This is a genomic window from Streptomyces malachitofuscus (assembly GCF_055571035.1).
In genome coordinates, this window is record NZ_JBVIGA010000024.1 from 47,324 (window position 1) to 63,500 (window position 16,177).

The 16,177-nt window shown below is 71.6% G+C and carries 15 protein-coding genes; 8 read left to right on the forward strand and 7 right to left on the reverse strand.

Features of this window, described 5'->3' with window-relative positions; translation table 11 throughout:
* Nucleotides 1–195: 195 nt before the first annotated feature.
* The 3 genes from ACZ44S_RS29750 to ACZ44S_RS29760 form a co-directional block, all read right to left on the reverse strand.
* A complete protein-coding gene (locus ACZ44S_RS29750; RefSeq protein WP_466934297.1) occupies nucleotides 196–2,304 on the reverse strand; it encodes an MMPL family transporter in 2,109 nt (702 codons plus the stop codon).
* 130 nt (nucleotides 2,305–2,434) lie between these two features.
* A complete protein-coding gene (locus ACZ44S_RS29755; RefSeq protein ID WP_466934299.1) occupies nucleotides 2,435–3,109 on the reverse strand; it encodes a response regulator in 675 nt (224 codons plus the stop codon).
* A complete protein-coding gene (locus ACZ44S_RS29760; protein WP_466934301.1) occupies nucleotides 3,106–4,302 on the reverse strand; it encodes a sensor histidine kinase in 1,197 nt (398 codons plus the stop codon). Before ACZ44S_RS29760 ends, ACZ44S_RS29755 begins: the two co-directional genes overlap by 4 nt.
* Nucleotides 4,303–4,699: 397 nt before the next feature.
* Between ACZ44S_RS29760 and ACZ44S_RS29765 the strand changes: the two genes are divergently transcribed.
* Entirely contained in the window at nucleotides 4,700–6,037 is a 1,338-nt protein-coding gene (locus tag ACZ44S_RS29765; RefSeq protein ID WP_466934303.1) for a 6-phospho-beta-glucosidase, read from the forward strand.
* Nucleotides 6,038–6,214: 177 nt separating this feature from the next.
* Here ACZ44S_RS29765 and ACZ44S_RS29770 read toward each other — a convergent pair whose 3' ends face one another.
* On the reverse strand, nucleotides 6,215–7,336 hold the full coding sequence (locus ACZ44S_RS29770; protein ID WP_466934305.1) for an ATP-grasp domain-containing protein: 1,122 nt from the start codon (nucleotides 7,334–7,336) through the stop codon (nucleotides 6,215–6,217).
* A 237-nt stretch (nucleotides 7,337–7,573) separates the two neighbouring features.
* Here ACZ44S_RS29770 and ACZ44S_RS29775 point away from each other — a divergent pair, with 237 nt between their 5' ends.
* Nucleotides 7,574–8,428 (forward strand): metallophosphoesterase family protein, encoded by an 855-nt coding sequence (locus tag ACZ44S_RS29775; RefSeq protein WP_466934306.1) that lies wholly within the window; start codon nucleotides 7,574–7,576, stop codon nucleotides 8,426–8,428.
* Nucleotides 8,425–9,102 (forward strand): 4'-phosphopantetheinyl transferase family protein, encoded by a 678-nt coding sequence (locus ACZ44S_RS29780; RefSeq protein ID WP_466934307.1) that lies wholly within the window; start codon nucleotides 8,425–8,427, stop codon nucleotides 9,100–9,102. The genes ACZ44S_RS29775 and ACZ44S_RS29780 overlap by 4 nt, the downstream gene beginning before the upstream one ends.
* Before the next feature lie 173 nt (nucleotides 9,103–9,275).
* Here the strand turns inward: ACZ44S_RS29780 and ACZ44S_RS29785 are convergent, their stop codons facing one another.
* From ACZ44S_RS29785 to ACZ44S_RS29795, 3 genes are all read right to left on the reverse strand, one after another.
* On the reverse strand, nucleotides 9,276–9,512 hold the full coding sequence (locus tag ACZ44S_RS29785; protein ID WP_466934309.1) for a hypothetical protein: 237 nt from the start codon (nucleotides 9,510–9,512) through the stop codon (nucleotides 9,276–9,278).
* A gap of 151 nt (nucleotides 9,513–9,663) precedes the next feature.
* Nucleotides 9,664–10,203 (reverse strand): toxin-antitoxin system, toxin component, encoded by a 540-nt coding sequence (locus ACZ44S_RS29790; RefSeq protein ID WP_466934443.1) that lies wholly within the window; start codon nucleotides 10,201–10,203, stop codon nucleotides 9,664–9,666.
* 31 nt (nucleotides 10,204–10,234) lie between these two features.
* On the reverse strand, nucleotides 10,235–10,891 hold the full coding sequence (locus ACZ44S_RS29795) for a helix-turn-helix domain-containing protein (RefSeq protein WP_466934311.1): 657 nt from the start codon (nucleotides 10,889–10,891) through the stop codon (nucleotides 10,235–10,237).
* A gap of 223 nt (nucleotides 10,892–11,114) precedes the next feature.
* On the opposite strand from ACZ44S_RS29795, the gene ACZ44S_RS29800 reads away from it, so the two are divergent.
* From ACZ44S_RS29800 to ACZ44S_RS29820, 5 genes are all read left to right on the forward strand, one after another.
* Entirely contained in the window at nucleotides 11,115–11,774 is a 660-nt protein-coding gene (locus tag ACZ44S_RS29800) for an MmyB family transcriptional regulator (protein WP_466934312.1), read from the forward strand.
* A gap of 81 nt (nucleotides 11,775–11,855) precedes the next feature.
* On the forward strand, nucleotides 11,856–12,854 hold the full coding sequence (locus tag ACZ44S_RS29805; RefSeq protein WP_466934314.1) for a LacI family DNA-binding transcriptional regulator: 999 nt from the start codon (nucleotides 11,856–11,858) through the stop codon (nucleotides 12,852–12,854).
* Nucleotides 12,855–12,990: 136 nt separating this feature from the next.
* The gene (locus ACZ44S_RS29810) at nucleotides 12,991–14,334 is read left to right on the forward strand and encodes an ABC transporter substrate-binding protein (RefSeq protein WP_466934315.1); all 1,344 of its coding nucleotides are present in this window, start codon (nucleotides 12,991–12,993) and stop codon (nucleotides 14,332–14,334) included.
* A gap of 3 nt (nucleotides 14,335–14,337) precedes the next feature.
* Nucleotides 14,338–15,291, forward strand: a complete 954-nt coding sequence (locus ACZ44S_RS29815; RefSeq protein WP_466934317.1) for a carbohydrate ABC transporter permease — start codon at nucleotides 14,338–14,340, stop codon at nucleotides 15,289–15,291.
* Nucleotides 15,288–16,151 carry a carbohydrate ABC transporter permease gene (locus ACZ44S_RS29820; RefSeq protein ID WP_466934318.1) on the forward strand — a complete coding sequence of 288 codons (864 nt, stop codon included), beginning with the start codon at nucleotides 15,288–15,290 and terminating at the stop codon, nucleotides 16,149–16,151. Before ACZ44S_RS29815 ends, ACZ44S_RS29820 begins: the two co-directional genes overlap by 4 nt.
* Nucleotides 16,152–16,177: the final 26 nt, after the last annotated feature.

The window sequence follows — 16,177 nt, forward strand, 5'->3', positions numbered from 1 at the left end:
CTGCGGTCCATCCGTCGTCAAGAGATGTATCCGAGAAAGTCCCCGTGACCCGGGGGAGTTCAGGTCCCGAAAAACGCGAATGGGTGCAAGGCGTGACCAGGAGCGCCGCAGGGACACGACGCCGGGAAGTTCCCGGACGACGTGCCCCCACGCTCCGTTCGACCACGCGCGGATGCCGGCCGGTGCGGCCGCTCCTCACACTCCCGTCGGTACCCGTGGCCGGGGCGTCTCCGCGGACTCCTCCCGGAGGCCGAAGCGGTCGTGCACCCGCCGCAGGGGTGCCGGCGCCCACCAGGCGCCGCGGCCGAGGACGGCCATGGTGGCCGGGACCAGCAGCATCCGCACGACCGTCGCGTCGATGACGACGGCCAGCGTGAGACCGAGGCCGATCTGCAGGATGGGCGAGAACCCGCCCGTCATGAAGGCGGCGAAGACCACCGCCAGCAGCAGCGCCGCGCAGGTGACCACCCGTCCGGAACGGCGCAGCCCGCTCACCACGGCCTCGCGGTCGTCCTCGCCGCGGCCGCGTGCCTCGCGCATCCGGGCCAGGATGAACAGCTCGTAGTCCATGGCGAGTCCGAACGCGATCGCGACGATCAGCGGCGGCGCGGTGAGACTGAGGGCGCCCAGCCCCTCGGCGCCCAGCAGCCCCGCGAGATGACCGTCCTGGAAGACCCACACCACCACGCCGAGGGCGGCGGCCAGACTGAGCAGCGTCGTCACGATGGTGCGCAGCGGCAGCAGCAGGGACCCGGTGAACGCGAACAGCAGCAGGAAGATACCGGCCAGGACGGTCAGAGCCGCCCACGGTGCCCGTTCCGAGAGCATCTCGCGGAAGTCGACCAGCTGGGCCGCGGTACCGGTGACCTCCACCGGCTCGTCGCCGCGTACCTCACGTACCCGCTCGACCAGGTGGGTCGCCTCCTCACCGTCGCTCTCCCCGGGCGGCAGGATCTCGATCACCGAGGAGCCGTCCGGCAGTTCACGCGTCTCGGAACGCGGTGACAGCTCCCGGATCCGGTCGGCGACCGCCGCGTCCGTGCCGGGCCCGACCACGACGGTGACCGGCGAGACACCCGTGCCCGGCGGGAAGTGCCCGGCGACGGTGTCGTGCAGCTGCCGTGCCTCGGTGTCCGTGGGCAGCTGCCGTGCGTCCCCCACGGCGATGCTCATCCCGGACACGGGCAGGGCCAGCACCAGCAGCACCGGAACCACCACCGCCGGCACGGCGACCTTGCGCCGGGCCGCGAAGCGGGCCACCCGGGCGAAGAACCGGCCCTCCTCACCGCTCTTCGGTGTCTTCGCCGGAGGGATCCGCCCGCCGAACCGCGCCAGCAGCGCGGGCAGCAGGGTGAGCGCCGCCAGCATGTCGATGACGACCACGGCGGCGACCGCGAGACCCATGCTGCGCAGGAACACACTCGGGAAGACCAGCAGCCCGGTCAGGCTGACGGCCACCGTGAGCCCGGAGAACAGCACCGTCCGCCCGGCCGCCGCGACCGTCCGGTGCACCGCCTCGACGACGTCCTCGGTGCGCCGGCGCTCCTCCCGGAACCGCACCAGCATCAACAGGGCGTAGTCCACGGCGAGTCCGAGCCCCAGCATGGTCGTCACCTGGATCGCGTACACGGAGATGTCGGTGACCTCGCTGAACGCGAACAGCGCCAGGAACGCCCCCGCGATCCCGCTGACCGCGACGATCAGCGGCAGCAGCGCCGACCGCAGCCCGCCGAAGACCACGAGCAGCAGCGCCAGCACCACCGGCAGGGAGATCAACTCCGCGTTCTTCACGTCCTCCTGGGCCCGCTCGCCGATCTGCAGCCCCAGCAGCGGGCCGCCGCTCACATGGACGTCGGGCGCGTCGATCTCCCGGATCCGGTCGGCGGCCGCGTCGAGCGTGCGTTCCTCGGCGTCGTCGTCCAGCCCGCCCGTCAGCGTGACGGAGATGATCAGCGCCTGACCGTCCTTGGCGGTCAGACCGGGCGTGGTGTACGGATCGGGCACGGCGGCGACCCCGGCGACCTTCCGGACCTCGGCCACGGCCCGCTCGACGTCGGCGCGCAGCTCCGGGTCCGAGACGGCGGTGCCGGCCACCACTCCGGTGATCGACTCGCCCGCCGGGTCCACCCGGTCCAGATGGCGGGCGGCCGACTCCGCCTCGGTCCCGGGCACTTCGGGCACGTTGTCGGAGAGCCGCGCGAAGACTCCCGTCCCCAGCCCGAAGCCCAGCAGCAGAAAGAGCCCCCACAGGAGCATCACGGTCAAGGGGCGGCGAGTGGCCGCCCGGGCAAGTGCGGAAAGCACGGTCCCTCCCGGCGGATGATGGTTCGTCAACACGCCCCAGGCTCCTGCCGGGAGGCGGGTCGGCGGATCGCCGGTGGGAGGGGTTCGGTCCCCTCGCCCGTACGGGGGAGACGGCTCCCGCACTCACTCCTCAGGGGGAGCCGGGAGTGATCAGTCCCGTCTCGTACGCGCAGATCACCGCCTGCACCCGGTCCCGGAGAGCGAGCTTGCTCAGCACGTTGCTCACATGCGTCTTGACGGTGTGCTCGCTGACGAACAGGGTCGTGGCGATCTCCGCGTTGGACAGCCCCCGGGCCAGCAGCCGCAGGGTCTCCACCTCGCGTGCGGTGAGGGCGTCCAGGCGATCGGGGGGCGCCGCCGTCTCGGCGGACGCCCGTTCCCGGCGGCGCCGCACGATGTCCGCGACCAGCCGCCGTGTCACGGCCGGGGCGAGCAGCGAGTCGCCGGCGGCGACGACCCGCACCGCGTGCACCAGGTCGTCCCGGCGGACGTCCTTCAGCAGAAAGCCGCTGGCACCCGCGTCCAACGCCTCGTACACGTACTCGTCCAGGTCGAACGTGGTCAGCATGACCACCTTGCAGCCCGACTGCGCGCACACCCGGCGGGCCGCCTCCAGACCGTCCATCACCGGCATGCGGATGTCGAGCAGCAGCACGTCCGGCGCGTGCCGTCGCACCGCCGCGACGGCCTCCTCGCCGTCACCGGCCTCGGCGACCACCTCGATGTCGTCCTGCGCGTCGAGGATCATGCCGAAACCCGCCCGGACCAGCTCCTGGTCGTCGGCGACGACCACCCGGATGCTCACCCGAGCGCCCCCTCGCGGTCGGCCGCCGCGGGCAGCCGTACGACGACCCGGAATCCGCCGTCCGGACCGCTGCCGGTCTCGGCGCTGCCCCCGCAGGCCGCGGCCCGCTCCCGGATGTTGATCAGGCCGTGTCCGCCGGCCGGCCCGGACGGGCCCCGTCCGTCGTCCGTCACCGTGAGGGTCACCTGGTCCTCCGCCCAGTCCAGTTCGACCACCGCGCGTGAGGCACGGGCGTGCTTCACGGTGTTGGTGAGTGCTTCCTGGACCACACGGTAGGCCGCGACCTCGGTGTCCGAGGAGAGGGGACAGGGTTCGCCCCTGGTGCGCAGCTCGGTGCGCACCCCCGTGGACTCCTCGACCTGGCGGATCAGCGCGGGCAGCGCCGTCACGCTCGGCTGCGGCAGCCTCCGTGGGGTCCCGCCGTCCGGCCGCTCCTCCTTCAGCACCCCGAGGATGCGGCGCAGTTGGGCCATCGCGTCCCTCCCGGTCGCCGCGATGGTGTCGAACGTGGCCTCCGCGCGCTCCGGATCCTTGCGCACCACGACGGGCCCGGCCTCCGCCTGCACGATCATGAGGCTCACCGCGTGCGCCAGGATGTCGTGCATGTCCCGCGCGATACGGGAGCGTTCCTCGGCCCGGGCCCGCGCGGTGTCGGCGGCCCGCTCACGCTCCAGCCGGCGGGCCCGGTCCTCGAGCTCCGTGGTGTAGGCGCGTTGCACGCGGGCGAGCATGCCCAGGGCGTAGGCGCAGACGAGCCCCATCAGGTGGAAGGCGTACTCGAAGGGTTCCTTGTTCGTCTGGTGCTGCATGGTCGCGACGACCCCGATCACCCAGCCCGCCAGCATCATCCGGCGCTGCCAGGGCCTGCCCACGGTGGCCAGCGTGTACAGGACGACCATCCCGCCGTACATCACGTCCGGCGGGGGCGCGTGGTACAGCGCCTGCGCCGGGGTGGCGACCGACACGGCCCACGCGGCCGTACAGGGCGCCCGCCGCCGCCAGATCAGCGGTACGGCCGTGGCGGCGCCGAGCAGCCAGCCCTGCCAGGTCAGCGGGTCGTCCCCCTCGTCGGGGAACATCCACTGCAGGGACACGGCGAACAGCACGAGCGCGGCGAGCGCCGTGTCGAGGGCGTACGGATTCGCCGGGCGCCAGCGGGTGACGACCGGCGTGAGGGCGGACCGGAGGGACATGTGCGGCTCCTCGGGGCGGGGGCCGTCCCAGTATCACGACCGTCCGGGAGCCGAGTCCTCACCGGTGAGAGGGATTTCGCCGTCCCCGCGGACACGGACGGCGCGTCCGGTTGCCCCCGGGCGGGCGGGCCACGCCCGGCGTTCCCTGTGCCGGCTACCGAGGTGGGCCGGACGTCGGCCGGAGGCATGAGCCGGGGCGGGCGTGGTCGATCCGCGAACGGCGGGCGGAGGACGCCCGTCGTGCTGACGGGCCGGTGCCCGGCACGCTCGGCGTCGTCCGTTCACGGCGGGTTCGCTGCTGCCCCGGGGGCACGCGCGGCGCGGTCGCGCGGCCCGCGGTGACGCCCGCCCCGCGAGTAGGGTCGTCCACGTTCGTCGTGGTGGGAAGGGTGCGGATGTGAGGCTGACGATTCTGGGCGGCGGAGGATTCCGCGTGCCGCTGGTGTACGGGGCACTGCTCGCGGACCACGCGGAGGGACGGGTGACCCGGGTCGTCCTGCACGACGTGGACACCGGCCGGCTGGGCGCGATCGCCCGGGTCCTGGCCGAACAGGCCGACGGCGTGCCCGACGCACCCCGGGTGACCACCACCACCGACCTCGACGAGGCGCTGCGCGGCGCCGACTTCGTCTTCTCCGCGATCCGCGTCGGAGGCCTGGAGGGCAGGGCGCATGACGAACGGGTCGCCCTCGCCGAGGGCGTGCTCGGCCAGGAGACGGTCGGCGCGGGCGGCATCGCCTACGGTCTGCGCACCGTACCCGTCGCCGTCGACATCGCCCGCCGGGTGTCCCGCGTCGCCCCCGACGCCTGGGTCATCAACTTCACCAACCCGGCGGGCCTGGTCACCGAGGCCATGGCCGGCCACCTCGGGGACCGCGTCATCGGCATCTGCGACTCACCGGTCGGCCTCGGCCGCCGTATCGCCCGGGTGCTCGGCGCGCCGCCGCGGGAGGCGTGGATCGACTACGTCGGCCTCAACCACCTCGGCTGGGTGCGCGGCCTGCGGGTCGCCGGCCGCGACGAACTGCCGCGCCTGCTGGCCGACCCCGCCCTGCTCGGCTCGTTCGAGGAAGGCAGGCTCTTCGGCGTCGACTGGCTGCGTTCCCTGGGCGCGATCCCCAACGAGTACCTCCACTACTACTACTTCAACCGTGAGGCCGTGGACGCCTACCGGCGGGCCGAGCGGACCCGGGGCGCGTTCCTGCACGACCAGCAGACCGGCTTCTACGCCGGCACCGGCGACCCCGACGTCTCCGCCCTGGCCCTGTGGGACCGCACCCGCGCCGAACGCGAGGCCACCTACATGTCCGAGAACCGGGAGGCGGCGGGTGCGGGCGAGCGCGAGGCCGACGATCTGTCCGGCGGCTACGAGAAGGTGGCCCTCGCCCTGATGCGGGCCATCGCCCGCGACGAACGCACCACGCTGATCCTCAACGTCCGCAACCGGGGAACCCTCTCGCCACTGGACGCGGAGGCCGTGATCGAGGTGCCCTGCCTCGTGGACGCCAACGGGGCGCATCCGGTCTCCGTCGACCCGCTGCCCGACCACGCCACCGGTCTGGTCTGCGCCGTCAAGGCCGTGGAGCGCGAGGTGCTCGCCGCCGCCCGGTCGGGCTCCCGCGCGACGGCCGTCAAGGCGTTCGCGCTGCACCCGCTGGTGGACTCCGTCACCGTGGCCCGCCGGCTCGTCGACGGCTACACGGCCGTCCACCCCGGCCTCGCCTACCTCGGTTAGCCGGGACCGGAGAGGGCTTCGGGGCGGCCGGTCGCCCCCCGTGACAGCGGCCGACCGACCCGAGCCCCCCGGTACCCCCGTGCTTCCCCCCGGCGGCTTCCCCAGTCGCCTTCACCATCAAGAGCCCGCGGCCCGGCCCCTGATACACCCTCGGCGCACCATTCCCCTGAGAAGTTCCTACGACCGCGCCCCGGTCGTCGTTCTCGGCCCGGAGGGCGCCGCCGGGGTCGGCACCGCACCCAGCGCGGACACCCCGGCACGCTGCTGCGGCAACGTCACCGGCAGCAGCGGACGCGGACCGGACACCACCGAGTAGTCCTGGCCCAGGAACGGCGGCACGATCTCGCCCGGGTCGTCGCCGAGCGCCAGCCGTACGGCGGCCCACGGGGCGTTCACCCCGCACAGCGACAGCTGGTGCAGCCCGCCCGCCGGCCGGGTGTTGACGTCCATGAGCACGGGCCGCTCGCCGAGCATCCGGAACTGGATGTTCGACAGGTGGTGCAGACCGAAGCGCTCAGCGATCCGCCGGGCCGGCTCCAGCCACTGCTCGTGCAGCGTGAAGCCCCTGCGCCGGCCGTTCTTGGTGCGTCCCACCGCCAGCCGCACCCGGTTGTCGGGCCCGGTCAGACAGTCCACCGACACCTCGGGCTGCTCCAGGCGGGGCATCACCAGCCAGTCCACCGGCTCCTCCGCGCGCCGCACGGCGTCCAGCACCAGGCCGAGGGGCACGTACGGACTCGGGAAGCCGCTCAACTGCGTGAGTGAGAAGGGGGCACGCGTGATCATGCGGAAACCGACCCCACCCGCGCCGGACGCGGGTTTCAGACAGGCCCGGTGTCCGAGCCCTTCCAACTCGTCGACCGCCGCGACGAGTTCGTCCGCCCCGCGCACCCGCCACCACGGCGGCACCGGCACCCCGACGGCCTGGACCGCCTCATAGGCGATCACCTTGTCCTGAAACGCGGCCACCGCCTCGGGCGGCGGCGCCAGCAGTGCCGTACCGGCCGCCTCGAACTCGGCGCGGTGCGCGACGATCGCCGCCTGGTGCAGCCGGGGGACGAACACGTCGATGCCGCGCCGCCGGCACTGGATGAGCGCGTACTCGACGTACGCGGCCGGGGACAGCCCTTCGGGCTCCAGTTCGGCGGTGTCGGCCGCGGCCAGCACGGGGGAGTCGGGGTCGCCGTGGGTGGCGTGGATCTCGACGGCCCGGTCGCTGGGATTTCTCCTCAGCTGATCCATGAAGAACACGTTCTCCGCGTACGTGCGGTTGAGCCAGACGCGTACGCAAGAGACCATGCAGGCCGCCTTTCACGGTTCGCGGGCAGGGCTCAGCGGCCCGTTGCCCGGGCAGACGTATGGAGGGTCACCGAACCGCCCTGTCCGAAAGGCGTCTCACGGCGGTGGTGTCGGGGCGATCATAGGGCTTCGGCAGCCGGTCCTGATACCACGTGCGGCGGACGGGTCGCGCTTGTTCCGGCGCCACGGATGTGATCTCGTGGTGGGGTTCGGTGACGGCTGAAGGGACGACGAGGAATGTCGGGGACGGGCGGCGGCGGACAGCTGTGGGCCATCAGCGACCTGCACATCGGTTACGCCGAGAACCGTGCCCTGGTCGAGGCGATGCAGCCGGAGTCGGACGAGGACTGGCTGCTGGTGGCCGGCGATGTCGCGGAGACGGTCGAGGACATCCATTGGGCCCTCAAGACCCTGGCCGGCCGGTTCGCCAAGGTCGTCTGGGTGCCCGGCAACCACGAGCTGTGGACCCACCCGCGCGATCCGGTCACTCTGCGCGGGGTCGCCCGCTACGACCATCTGGTCCAGCAGTGCCGCGACCTCGGGGTCGTCACTCCCGAGGACCCCTACCCCGTCTGGGACGGACCCGGCGGGCCGGTGGCCGTCGCACCCCTCTTCCTGCTGTACGACTACACGTTCCTGCCGTCCGGCTGCGCCACCAAGGACGAGGGGCTGGAGTACGCGAACGGCACCGGGGTCGTCTGCACTGACGAACATCTGCTGCACCCCGACCCGTACCCGACCCGGGAGGACTGGTGCCGGGCCCGGGTCGCCGAGACCGAGCGCCGGCTCGGTGAGCTGCCGGACGACCTGCCCGTCGTCCTCGTCAACCACCACCCGCTGCACCGCCATCCCACGGAGGTGCTCTGGTATCCGGAGTTCGCCATGTGGTGCGGCACCGTGCTCACCGACGACTGGCACCGCCGGTTCCCCGTCCACACGGTGGTCTACGGTCATCTGCACATCCCCCGCACCACCTGGCAGGACGGGGTCCGCTTCGAGGAGGTGTCGGTGGGCTACCCGCGCGAGTGGCGCAAGTGGAACCGGCCGCCGGGGCGGCTGCGGCGGATCGTGCCCCGAGAGGACGAGCGATGATCGAGGAACTGCTGCCGCAGACGGTCGTGGCCGTCGAGGCCTACGGCGAGGAGGGCGCCGACGCTCCGCTGTACCCCGAGGAGGCGGCGCTGGTGGAGCGGGCCGTCCTCAAGCGCCGCCGGGAGTTCACCGCCGTGCGCTCCTGCGCCCGCCGTGCGATGGAGAAGCTCGACGTGCCGCCGCAGCCCGTGCTGCCCGGTGAGCGCGGTGCCCCGATCTGGCCGGACGGGGTGGCCGGCAGCATGACGCACTGCGCGGGCTACTGCGCCGCCGCCCTGGTCCGCGCCGGCGACCTGGCGTCCATCGGCATCGACGCCGAGGTCCACGGGCCGTTGCCCGAGGGGGTGCTCTCCTCGGTGTCGTTGCCCGGGGAGGCCGCCCGGATCGCCGGGCTGACCCGTGAGCTGCCCGCCGTGCACTGGGACCGGCTGCTGTTCAGCGCCAAGGAGGCCGTTTACAAGGCGTGGTTCCCGCTCACCGGGAAGTGGCTGGACTTCCTGGAGGCGGACATCGAGCTCGTCGCCGACGACGACGTGGCATCCCGGGGTGGCTTCCGGGCCACGCTCCTCGTGCCCGGCCCGCAGGTCGGCGGGCGCCGCCTCGACCACTTCACCGGCCGCTGGACCGCCGCGGGGGGTTTCGTGGCCACGGCGGTCGTGGTGCCGCACGTGTGACGCCGCCGCGCGGCCGTGGTGTGCGGATGCGGGTGAGTGGGGGTTGGTCGCGCAGTTCCCCGCGCCCCTTGAGGGGTGGGTCCGCCCTGGGTTTTCGGGGTGGGGGAGCGTGTCTTCCCGGAGGGCGTTTGAGGGTGTCCCCCGAACGCCCTCCGGAAGTCACTGCTCCGGTGTTACTGCTCGGGGTGCCAGGCGTGGAGCATGCGGAAGAAGGCCTCCTCGTTGCCCGTCAGGCCTGCTCGGGCCAGGGCGGCTTCCGCCTCGGCGAGGACGGCGGGCGGGACGAGCGGGGGTCCCGGCGTGCCCGGCGGGCCGGGGCGCGTGTCGAGGGCGGCGCGCACGGTGTGCAGCAGTCGTAGATAGGCCTGGACGGCGGTGCGCTCGCGGTCGGTCAGTACGGCGGTGGGCATCGCTCGGCTCTCCCCGTGTCGTGGTCGTCGGTGCCACGCCCCCGCACACGGAGGGGACGCACCTCCAGCTTGCCGCCCACCACTGACAATCGGGCCGAGCCGGGCGCCCGTTCGCCCGGCCGGCGGGGCTCGCACGCCGGGGCGCGCCCGCTCAGCTCTGGGGACCCAGGTACCCGAGCGACGCCTCGATGCGGCCCGCCAGATGATCTCGCCGCACCGGCCCGCGCAGGGACGAACCGGCCAGCAGTGTCCGGCACTTGCTGGCCAGCAGCAGACCGAACGCCTCGGCCTCCTTCTCCTCGGCGAGGTCGAACCGGGTGCGCGCGGCGACCTTCAGGACCGTCGCCCGCAGCGTGTCCTCGTCGGGCGCCGCGTCGAGGAGCCGGGTCGCGACCTGCGCACCCGCGACATGACGACCGCAGTGGCCCGCCTTCATGTGCCACAGTTCGTGCCCCAGGATCACCAACTGGTGATCGGGTGCCGTGCGTTCCTCGATCACCACGAGGTCCAGGTCGGTCATGTCCAGCCACAGCCCGCTCGCGGTCCCCGGCGGGAAGGCGGCCGTACGGAACAGCACGGGCCGGCCGCGACGCCTGCTCATCGCCTCGCACAGGGCGGCGTACAGATCGGCGGGCCGCGCCGGGACGGGAAGCGTCAGCTCCGCGACCAACTCGCCGCACAGGCGGCGCATTTCCCTACCGATGCCCACAGTTCTCCCCGGGTCACGACTTGGGCCGCTGGACACTCTCCAGGAGCATGTCCAGCCACTCCGCGACCTTGTCGCGGTGCTGGTCGGTGGGCAGCTGCGCGGCCCGCCAGGCGATCCCCCGCACACCGTGGTCCTGCAGCAGCCGCTCCAGGGGATCGTCGGTGACCTCCGTGGCCCCCCGCTCCCGGTCCGCGAGCTTCTGCAGCAGATCCTGCTCGGTGTGCTGGAGAGCGCTCGCGAGCGCCTCGGGGTCCTCGGCGGTGAGGAAACCGGCGTGCACCCGGAAGAACCGCTGGATGGCGTCGCAGTGCTCCATGGTGGGCCGCCGGTCGCCGTTGATCAGCGCGCCGGCCTGCTGCCGTGACATGCCCGCTCCGTCGGCGATCTCCTGCTGCGTGTACTTGCGGCCGTTCGGCTTGAGCCGGGTGCGGCGCAGCAGGTCCAGCCGCTGCACGAACCGGGCCTGCACATCGGGCTCGCCCGCGCACCGGCCGCTCAGCAGCGCCTTGACCACGGACTCCGGGACGCCGGAGGCCACGGAGAGCCGGCCGACGTCGAAGACCTCGCTGTGCGGCACGCCCAGCCGGTCGGCGAGTGCGGTGACGCGGGCGACGACGGCCGGCAGCGCGGTCGTCGGCGCGGTGCCCGGACCCTCGAAGCCACCCGTCACCGAAAGATCTCCTACGTCTCTCACAGGCTTCTCACAAGCGATTGCCGTGAACTTCACGGAGACTAGCCGGTGGTTCGAACTCACATCCAGGTCTCGCCACAACTGTGGCCAATTTCGGCCGTCAACCGTCGTGGAATGCCACGATAGTTGACATGCCGCGTGTCCGGGCACCAGGATCGGGGCGCCGCGTCAGGGCCGCACAGGCAAGAGGGGTGACCTCCCGATGGCATATCAGGCAGGAGGGCAGCGGCCGGCACCGCGGCCCGTCCCCGGGACCCCCGAGGTCCAGGCCTATCTGCAGGACTACGCCGCTCTTCTGGAAGCGGCGCCGTTCCCCTCCCTGGTGGTGGACCACCGCTGGGACGTGCTGCTGACCAACAGCGCTTTCCGGTCACTTTTCGAGGAGGTCGAGCCGCATCCCACGGCCGGGCCCGGCGACAACTTCCTGCGGTTCGTGCTCTTCCACCCGGACGCCGCCACCGTCCTCGGCGACCACGAGTCGAGCTGGTGCCTGCCGATGCTGGCCCACCTCGCCAAGACCGTCGAGCAGCACGGCCACGACCACGGGCTGCAGGCCATCCGCCGCGACATCGCCCAGGACCCCATCATGGAGGCCGCCTACCGGCACGGGCTGCCGCACTGGCTCCGGTCCGTCGGCGAGCGGGCCGCCGAGCACGACGGCGCGGTGCGGCCGCTGCTGCACCCCGACCCGCGCTGGGGCGCCACCGACTGCCGCATCGTCGTCGAGACGACCGGCACCCTCCAGGACATGGGCTGTGTCCGGCTGACCCTGGTGCTGCGCGAAGCCCACCCCGTGGCGACCGCCGGCCGCAGGAACCGCCGCACCGCCTCCCACCTCCGGGTGGTCCCCGCCGTCGACTGAGCGCCTCCGCGGGCACACCCCGCCTGGAAGCTTGCGTCATGGGGCGCAAAAACTTGCGCTTCTTGCGCTACTCTTGCGCACATGACGCGACGACTTGCTCTGGTGGCGAAGAAGGTCGGGGTCAGCGAGGCCACGGTCAGCCGGGTGCTCAACGGCAAGCCGGGAGTCTCCGAGGCCACCCGGCAGGCGGTGCTCTCCGCCCTGGACGTGCTCGGCTACGAGCGGCCGACCCAGCTGCGCGGTGAGCGTGCCCGGCTGGTCGGGCTGGTCCTGCCCGAGCTGCAGAACCCGATCTTCCCCGCCTTCGCGGAGGTCATCGGCGGCGCGCTGGCACAGCTCGGACTGACGCCGGTGCTCTGCACCCAGACCCGCGGCGGTGTCTCCGAGGCCGACTACGTGGACCTGCTGCTCCAGCAGCAGGTCTCCGGCGTCGTGTTCGCCGGAGGTCTCTACGCGCAGGCCGACGCGCCCCACGACCACTACCGCCGGCTCGCCGAGCGCAACATCCCGGTGGTCGTCGTCAACGCGGCCATAGAGGATCTCGGATTCCCCGCCGTCTCGTGCGATGACGCCGTGGCCGTGGAGCAGGCCTGGCGGCACCTGGCCTCGCTCGGACACGACCGCATCGGACTGGTCCTCGGCCCCGGCGACCACGTGCCCTCGGCCCGCAAGCTCGCCGCCGCCCGCTCGGTGGCCGGGGAGGTGCCCGACGCCCATGTCGCCCGCGCCATGTTCTCCATCGAGGGCGGTCACGCCGCGGCCACCCGGCTCATCGAGCGGGGCGTCACCGGTTTCATCTGCGCCAGCGACCCCCTCGCCCTCGGCGTCGTACGGGCCGCCCGGCGCAAGGGACTCGACGTTCCCGGGCAGATCTCCGTCGTCGGTTACGACGATTCGGCCCTGATGAACTGCACCGAACCCCCTCTCACCACCGTCCGGCAGCCCATCGAGGCCATGGGTAAGGCGGCCGTGGAACTGCTGAACGCGCAGATCAACGGCAGCACGGTGGCGCCCGAGGAGCTGCTGTTCGAGCCCGAGCTGGTGGTGCGGGGGTCGACCGCCCAGGCTCCCCGGTCCTGACTGCCGCTGTGCTGTCGAATAATTTCAAAGTATGCGCGACATCTTGCGGACCGATGTCGTCGGTGCTTGAGTGTGCCCCGCCCACCGCTCCTGTTCCGAGGGGTTCACTCGCTCCTGTCCCGTAAGGGGTCCACCGATGAGAAGCACCGGGATCCGTCGTACCCTCGCCGCGCTAGGCGTCGGCGCGCTCGCGCTCACCGCCTGCGGCTCGGACGGCGACGAAGCCGCCGGCGGCAAGACCCGCATCACCGTCAACTGCATGCCGCCCAAGAGCGCCAAGGTCGACCGGCAGTTCTTCGAGGAGGACATCGCCGCCTTCGAGGAGAAGAACCCCGACATCGACGTCGTCCCGCACGACGCGTTCCCTTGCCAGGACCCGAAGACGTTCGACGCCAAACTCGCCGGCGGGCAGATGGAGGACGTCTTCTACACGTACTTCACCGACGCCAGGCACGTCGTCGACATCAACCAGGCCGCCGATCTCACCCCTTACATCAAGGAGTTGAAGAGCTATGACACCATCCAGCAGCAGCTGAGGGACATCTACACCGTGGACGGCAAGGTCTACGGCATCCCGCGCACCGGCTACTCCATGGGCCTGATCTACCACCGGGAGCTCTTCGAGAAGGCCGGCCTCGACCCCGACCGGCCGCCCACCACCTGGGCCGAGGTCCGCGCCGCCGCGAAGAGGATCGCCGCACTCGGCGACGGCACCCTCGGCTACGCCGACTACAGCGCCCAGAACCAGGGCGGCTGGCACTTCACCGCCGAGCTCTACTCCCAGGGCGGCGACGTGGTCGGCGCCGACGGCAAGAAGGCCACCATCGACACCCCGCAGGGCCGGGCCGTTCTGCAGACCCTGCACGACATGCGGTGGAAGGACGAGTCGATGGGCAGCAAGCAGCTGCTCGTCATCAACGACGTCCAGCAGATGATGGGCGCCGGCAAGCTCGGCATGTACCTCGCCGCCCCCGACAACATCCCGATCCTCGTCAAGGAGAAGGGGGCCGAGTACGAGAACATCGCCCTCGCCCCCATGCCCGGCGGCGAGGGCACCCTCATCGGCGGCGACGGCTACATGTTCAACAAGAAGGCCACACCCGAGCAGATCCGCGCCGGTCTCAAGTGGCTCGACCACATGTTCCTCACGCCCGGTGACGGCTTCCTCGGCGACTACGCACGCGCCAGGAAGAACGACGCGCCCGTCGGCCTGCCCGAACCCCGCCTGTTCACCGGCGCCGCCGACGCCAAGGACCAGCAGGTCAAGCAGGCCAACGCCAATGTCCCGGTGGAGAACTACCAGGCCTTCCTCGACGGCAACCAGAAGCTGGAGATGAAGATCGAGCCGCCGCACGCCCAGCAGCTCTACTCCGTCCTCGACGGCGTCGTCTCCGCCGTCCTCACCAAGGAGGACGCGGACATCGACCGGCTCCTGAAGGACGCCTCCGGCAAGATCGACGGCATCCTGGCCCGGGGCTGACCGGTGACGAAGACGGTTGAACGGCCCGCCGCGGCCGTGCGGGTCCGACCGGTGAAGGCGCCGTCCCCGGCAGGGGACCGGAGACGGCGCCGCCTCACCGACCATCTGCGCGCCTACGGCTTCCTCCTCGGAGGACTCGTCTGCTTCGCCCTGTTCTCCTGGTACCCGGCGATCCGCGCCATCGTGATCGCCTTCCAGAAGTACACCCCGGGCTCGGACCCCGAATGGGTCGGCACCGACAACTTCACCCGGGTCCTGGACGACCCCGAGTTCGGCGCGGCCTGGCGCAACACGCTCACCTTCACCCTGCTCGCCCTGCTGATCGGCTTCGCGATCCCCTTCGTCCTGGCCCTCGTGCTCAACGAACTCCGGCACGCCAAGGCCTTCTTCCGGGTCGTCGTCTACCTCCCGGTGATGATCCCGCCGGTGGTCAGCGCCCTGCTGTGGAAGTGGTTCTACGACCCGGGCTCCGGCCTCGCCAACGAGGCACTGCGCTACCTGCACCTGCCCACGTCCAACTGGTCCAACGGCACCGACACCGCGCTGATCTCCCTGGTCATCGTCGCCACCTGGGCCAACATGGGCGGCACCGTGCTCATCTACCTGGCCGCGCTCCAGTCCATCCCCGGCGAGTTGTACGAGGCCGCCGAGCTGGACGGGGCGGGCCTGCTCCAGCGCATCCGCCACGTGACGATCCCGCAGACCAGATTCGTCATCCTCATGCTGATGCTGCTCCAGATCATCGCGACCATGCAGGTGTTCACCGAACCCTTCGTGATCACCGGCGGCGGCCCGGAGAACGCCACCGTGACCGTGCTCTACCTCATCTACAAGTACGCCTTCCTCTACAACGACTTCGGCGGCGCCTGCGCGCTCAGCGTGATGCTCCTCGCCCTGCTCGGCGCGTTCTCGGCCGTCTACCTCCGCCTCACCCGCTCCGGAGAGGAGGCCGCATGAGCAGCACCCGCACCCTCGTCTCCCCGGCCGTCCTGGCCCGCCCCCGCGGCCGGGCCGTCTACTGGACGGTGTTCACCGGCATCGCCGTGCTCTTCGCCCTCGCCTTCCTCTTCCCCGTCTACTGGATGGCGAGCGGAGCGATGAAGTCGCCCGACGAGGTGGCCCGCACGCCCCCGACCCTCGTCCCGGAGAGCTGGAGCACCACCGGCTACACCGACGCCTGGGAACTGATGCAGCTGCCCACCCACCTGTGGAACACGGTGGTGCAGGCGGCCGGCGCCTGGTTCTTCCAGCTGGTGTTCTGCACGGCCGCCGCCTACGCCCTGTCCAAGCTGCGGCCCGCCTTCGGCAAGCTGATCCTCGGCGGCATCCTCGCCACCCTGATGGTGCCGGCCCAGGCCCTGGTCGTACCGAAGTACCTGACCGTCGCGGACCTGGGACTGCTCAACGATCCGCTCGCCATCTGGCTGCCGGCCGTCGCCAACGCGTTCAACCTCTACCTGCTCAAGCGGTTCTTCGACCAGTTGCCGAAGGACGTGCTCGAGGCCGCCGAGATCGACGGCGCGGGGAAGCTGCGCACCCTGTGGTCGATCGTGCTGCCCATGTCGCGTCCGGTGCTCGGCGTGGTGTCGATCTTCGCGCTGGTCGCCGTGTGGCAGGACTTCCTGTGGCCGCTGATGGTCTTCTCCGACACCGGCAAACAGCCGATCAGCGTGGCCCTGGTGCAACTGTCGCAGAACATCCAGCTGACCGTGCTCATCGCCGCGATGGTGATCGCCAGCATCCCCATGGTCGCGCTGTTCCTCGTCTTCCAGCGGCACATCATCGCCGGAATCAGCGCGGGCAGCACCAAGGGCTGACACCGCACCTCATCCACACCAGAGAG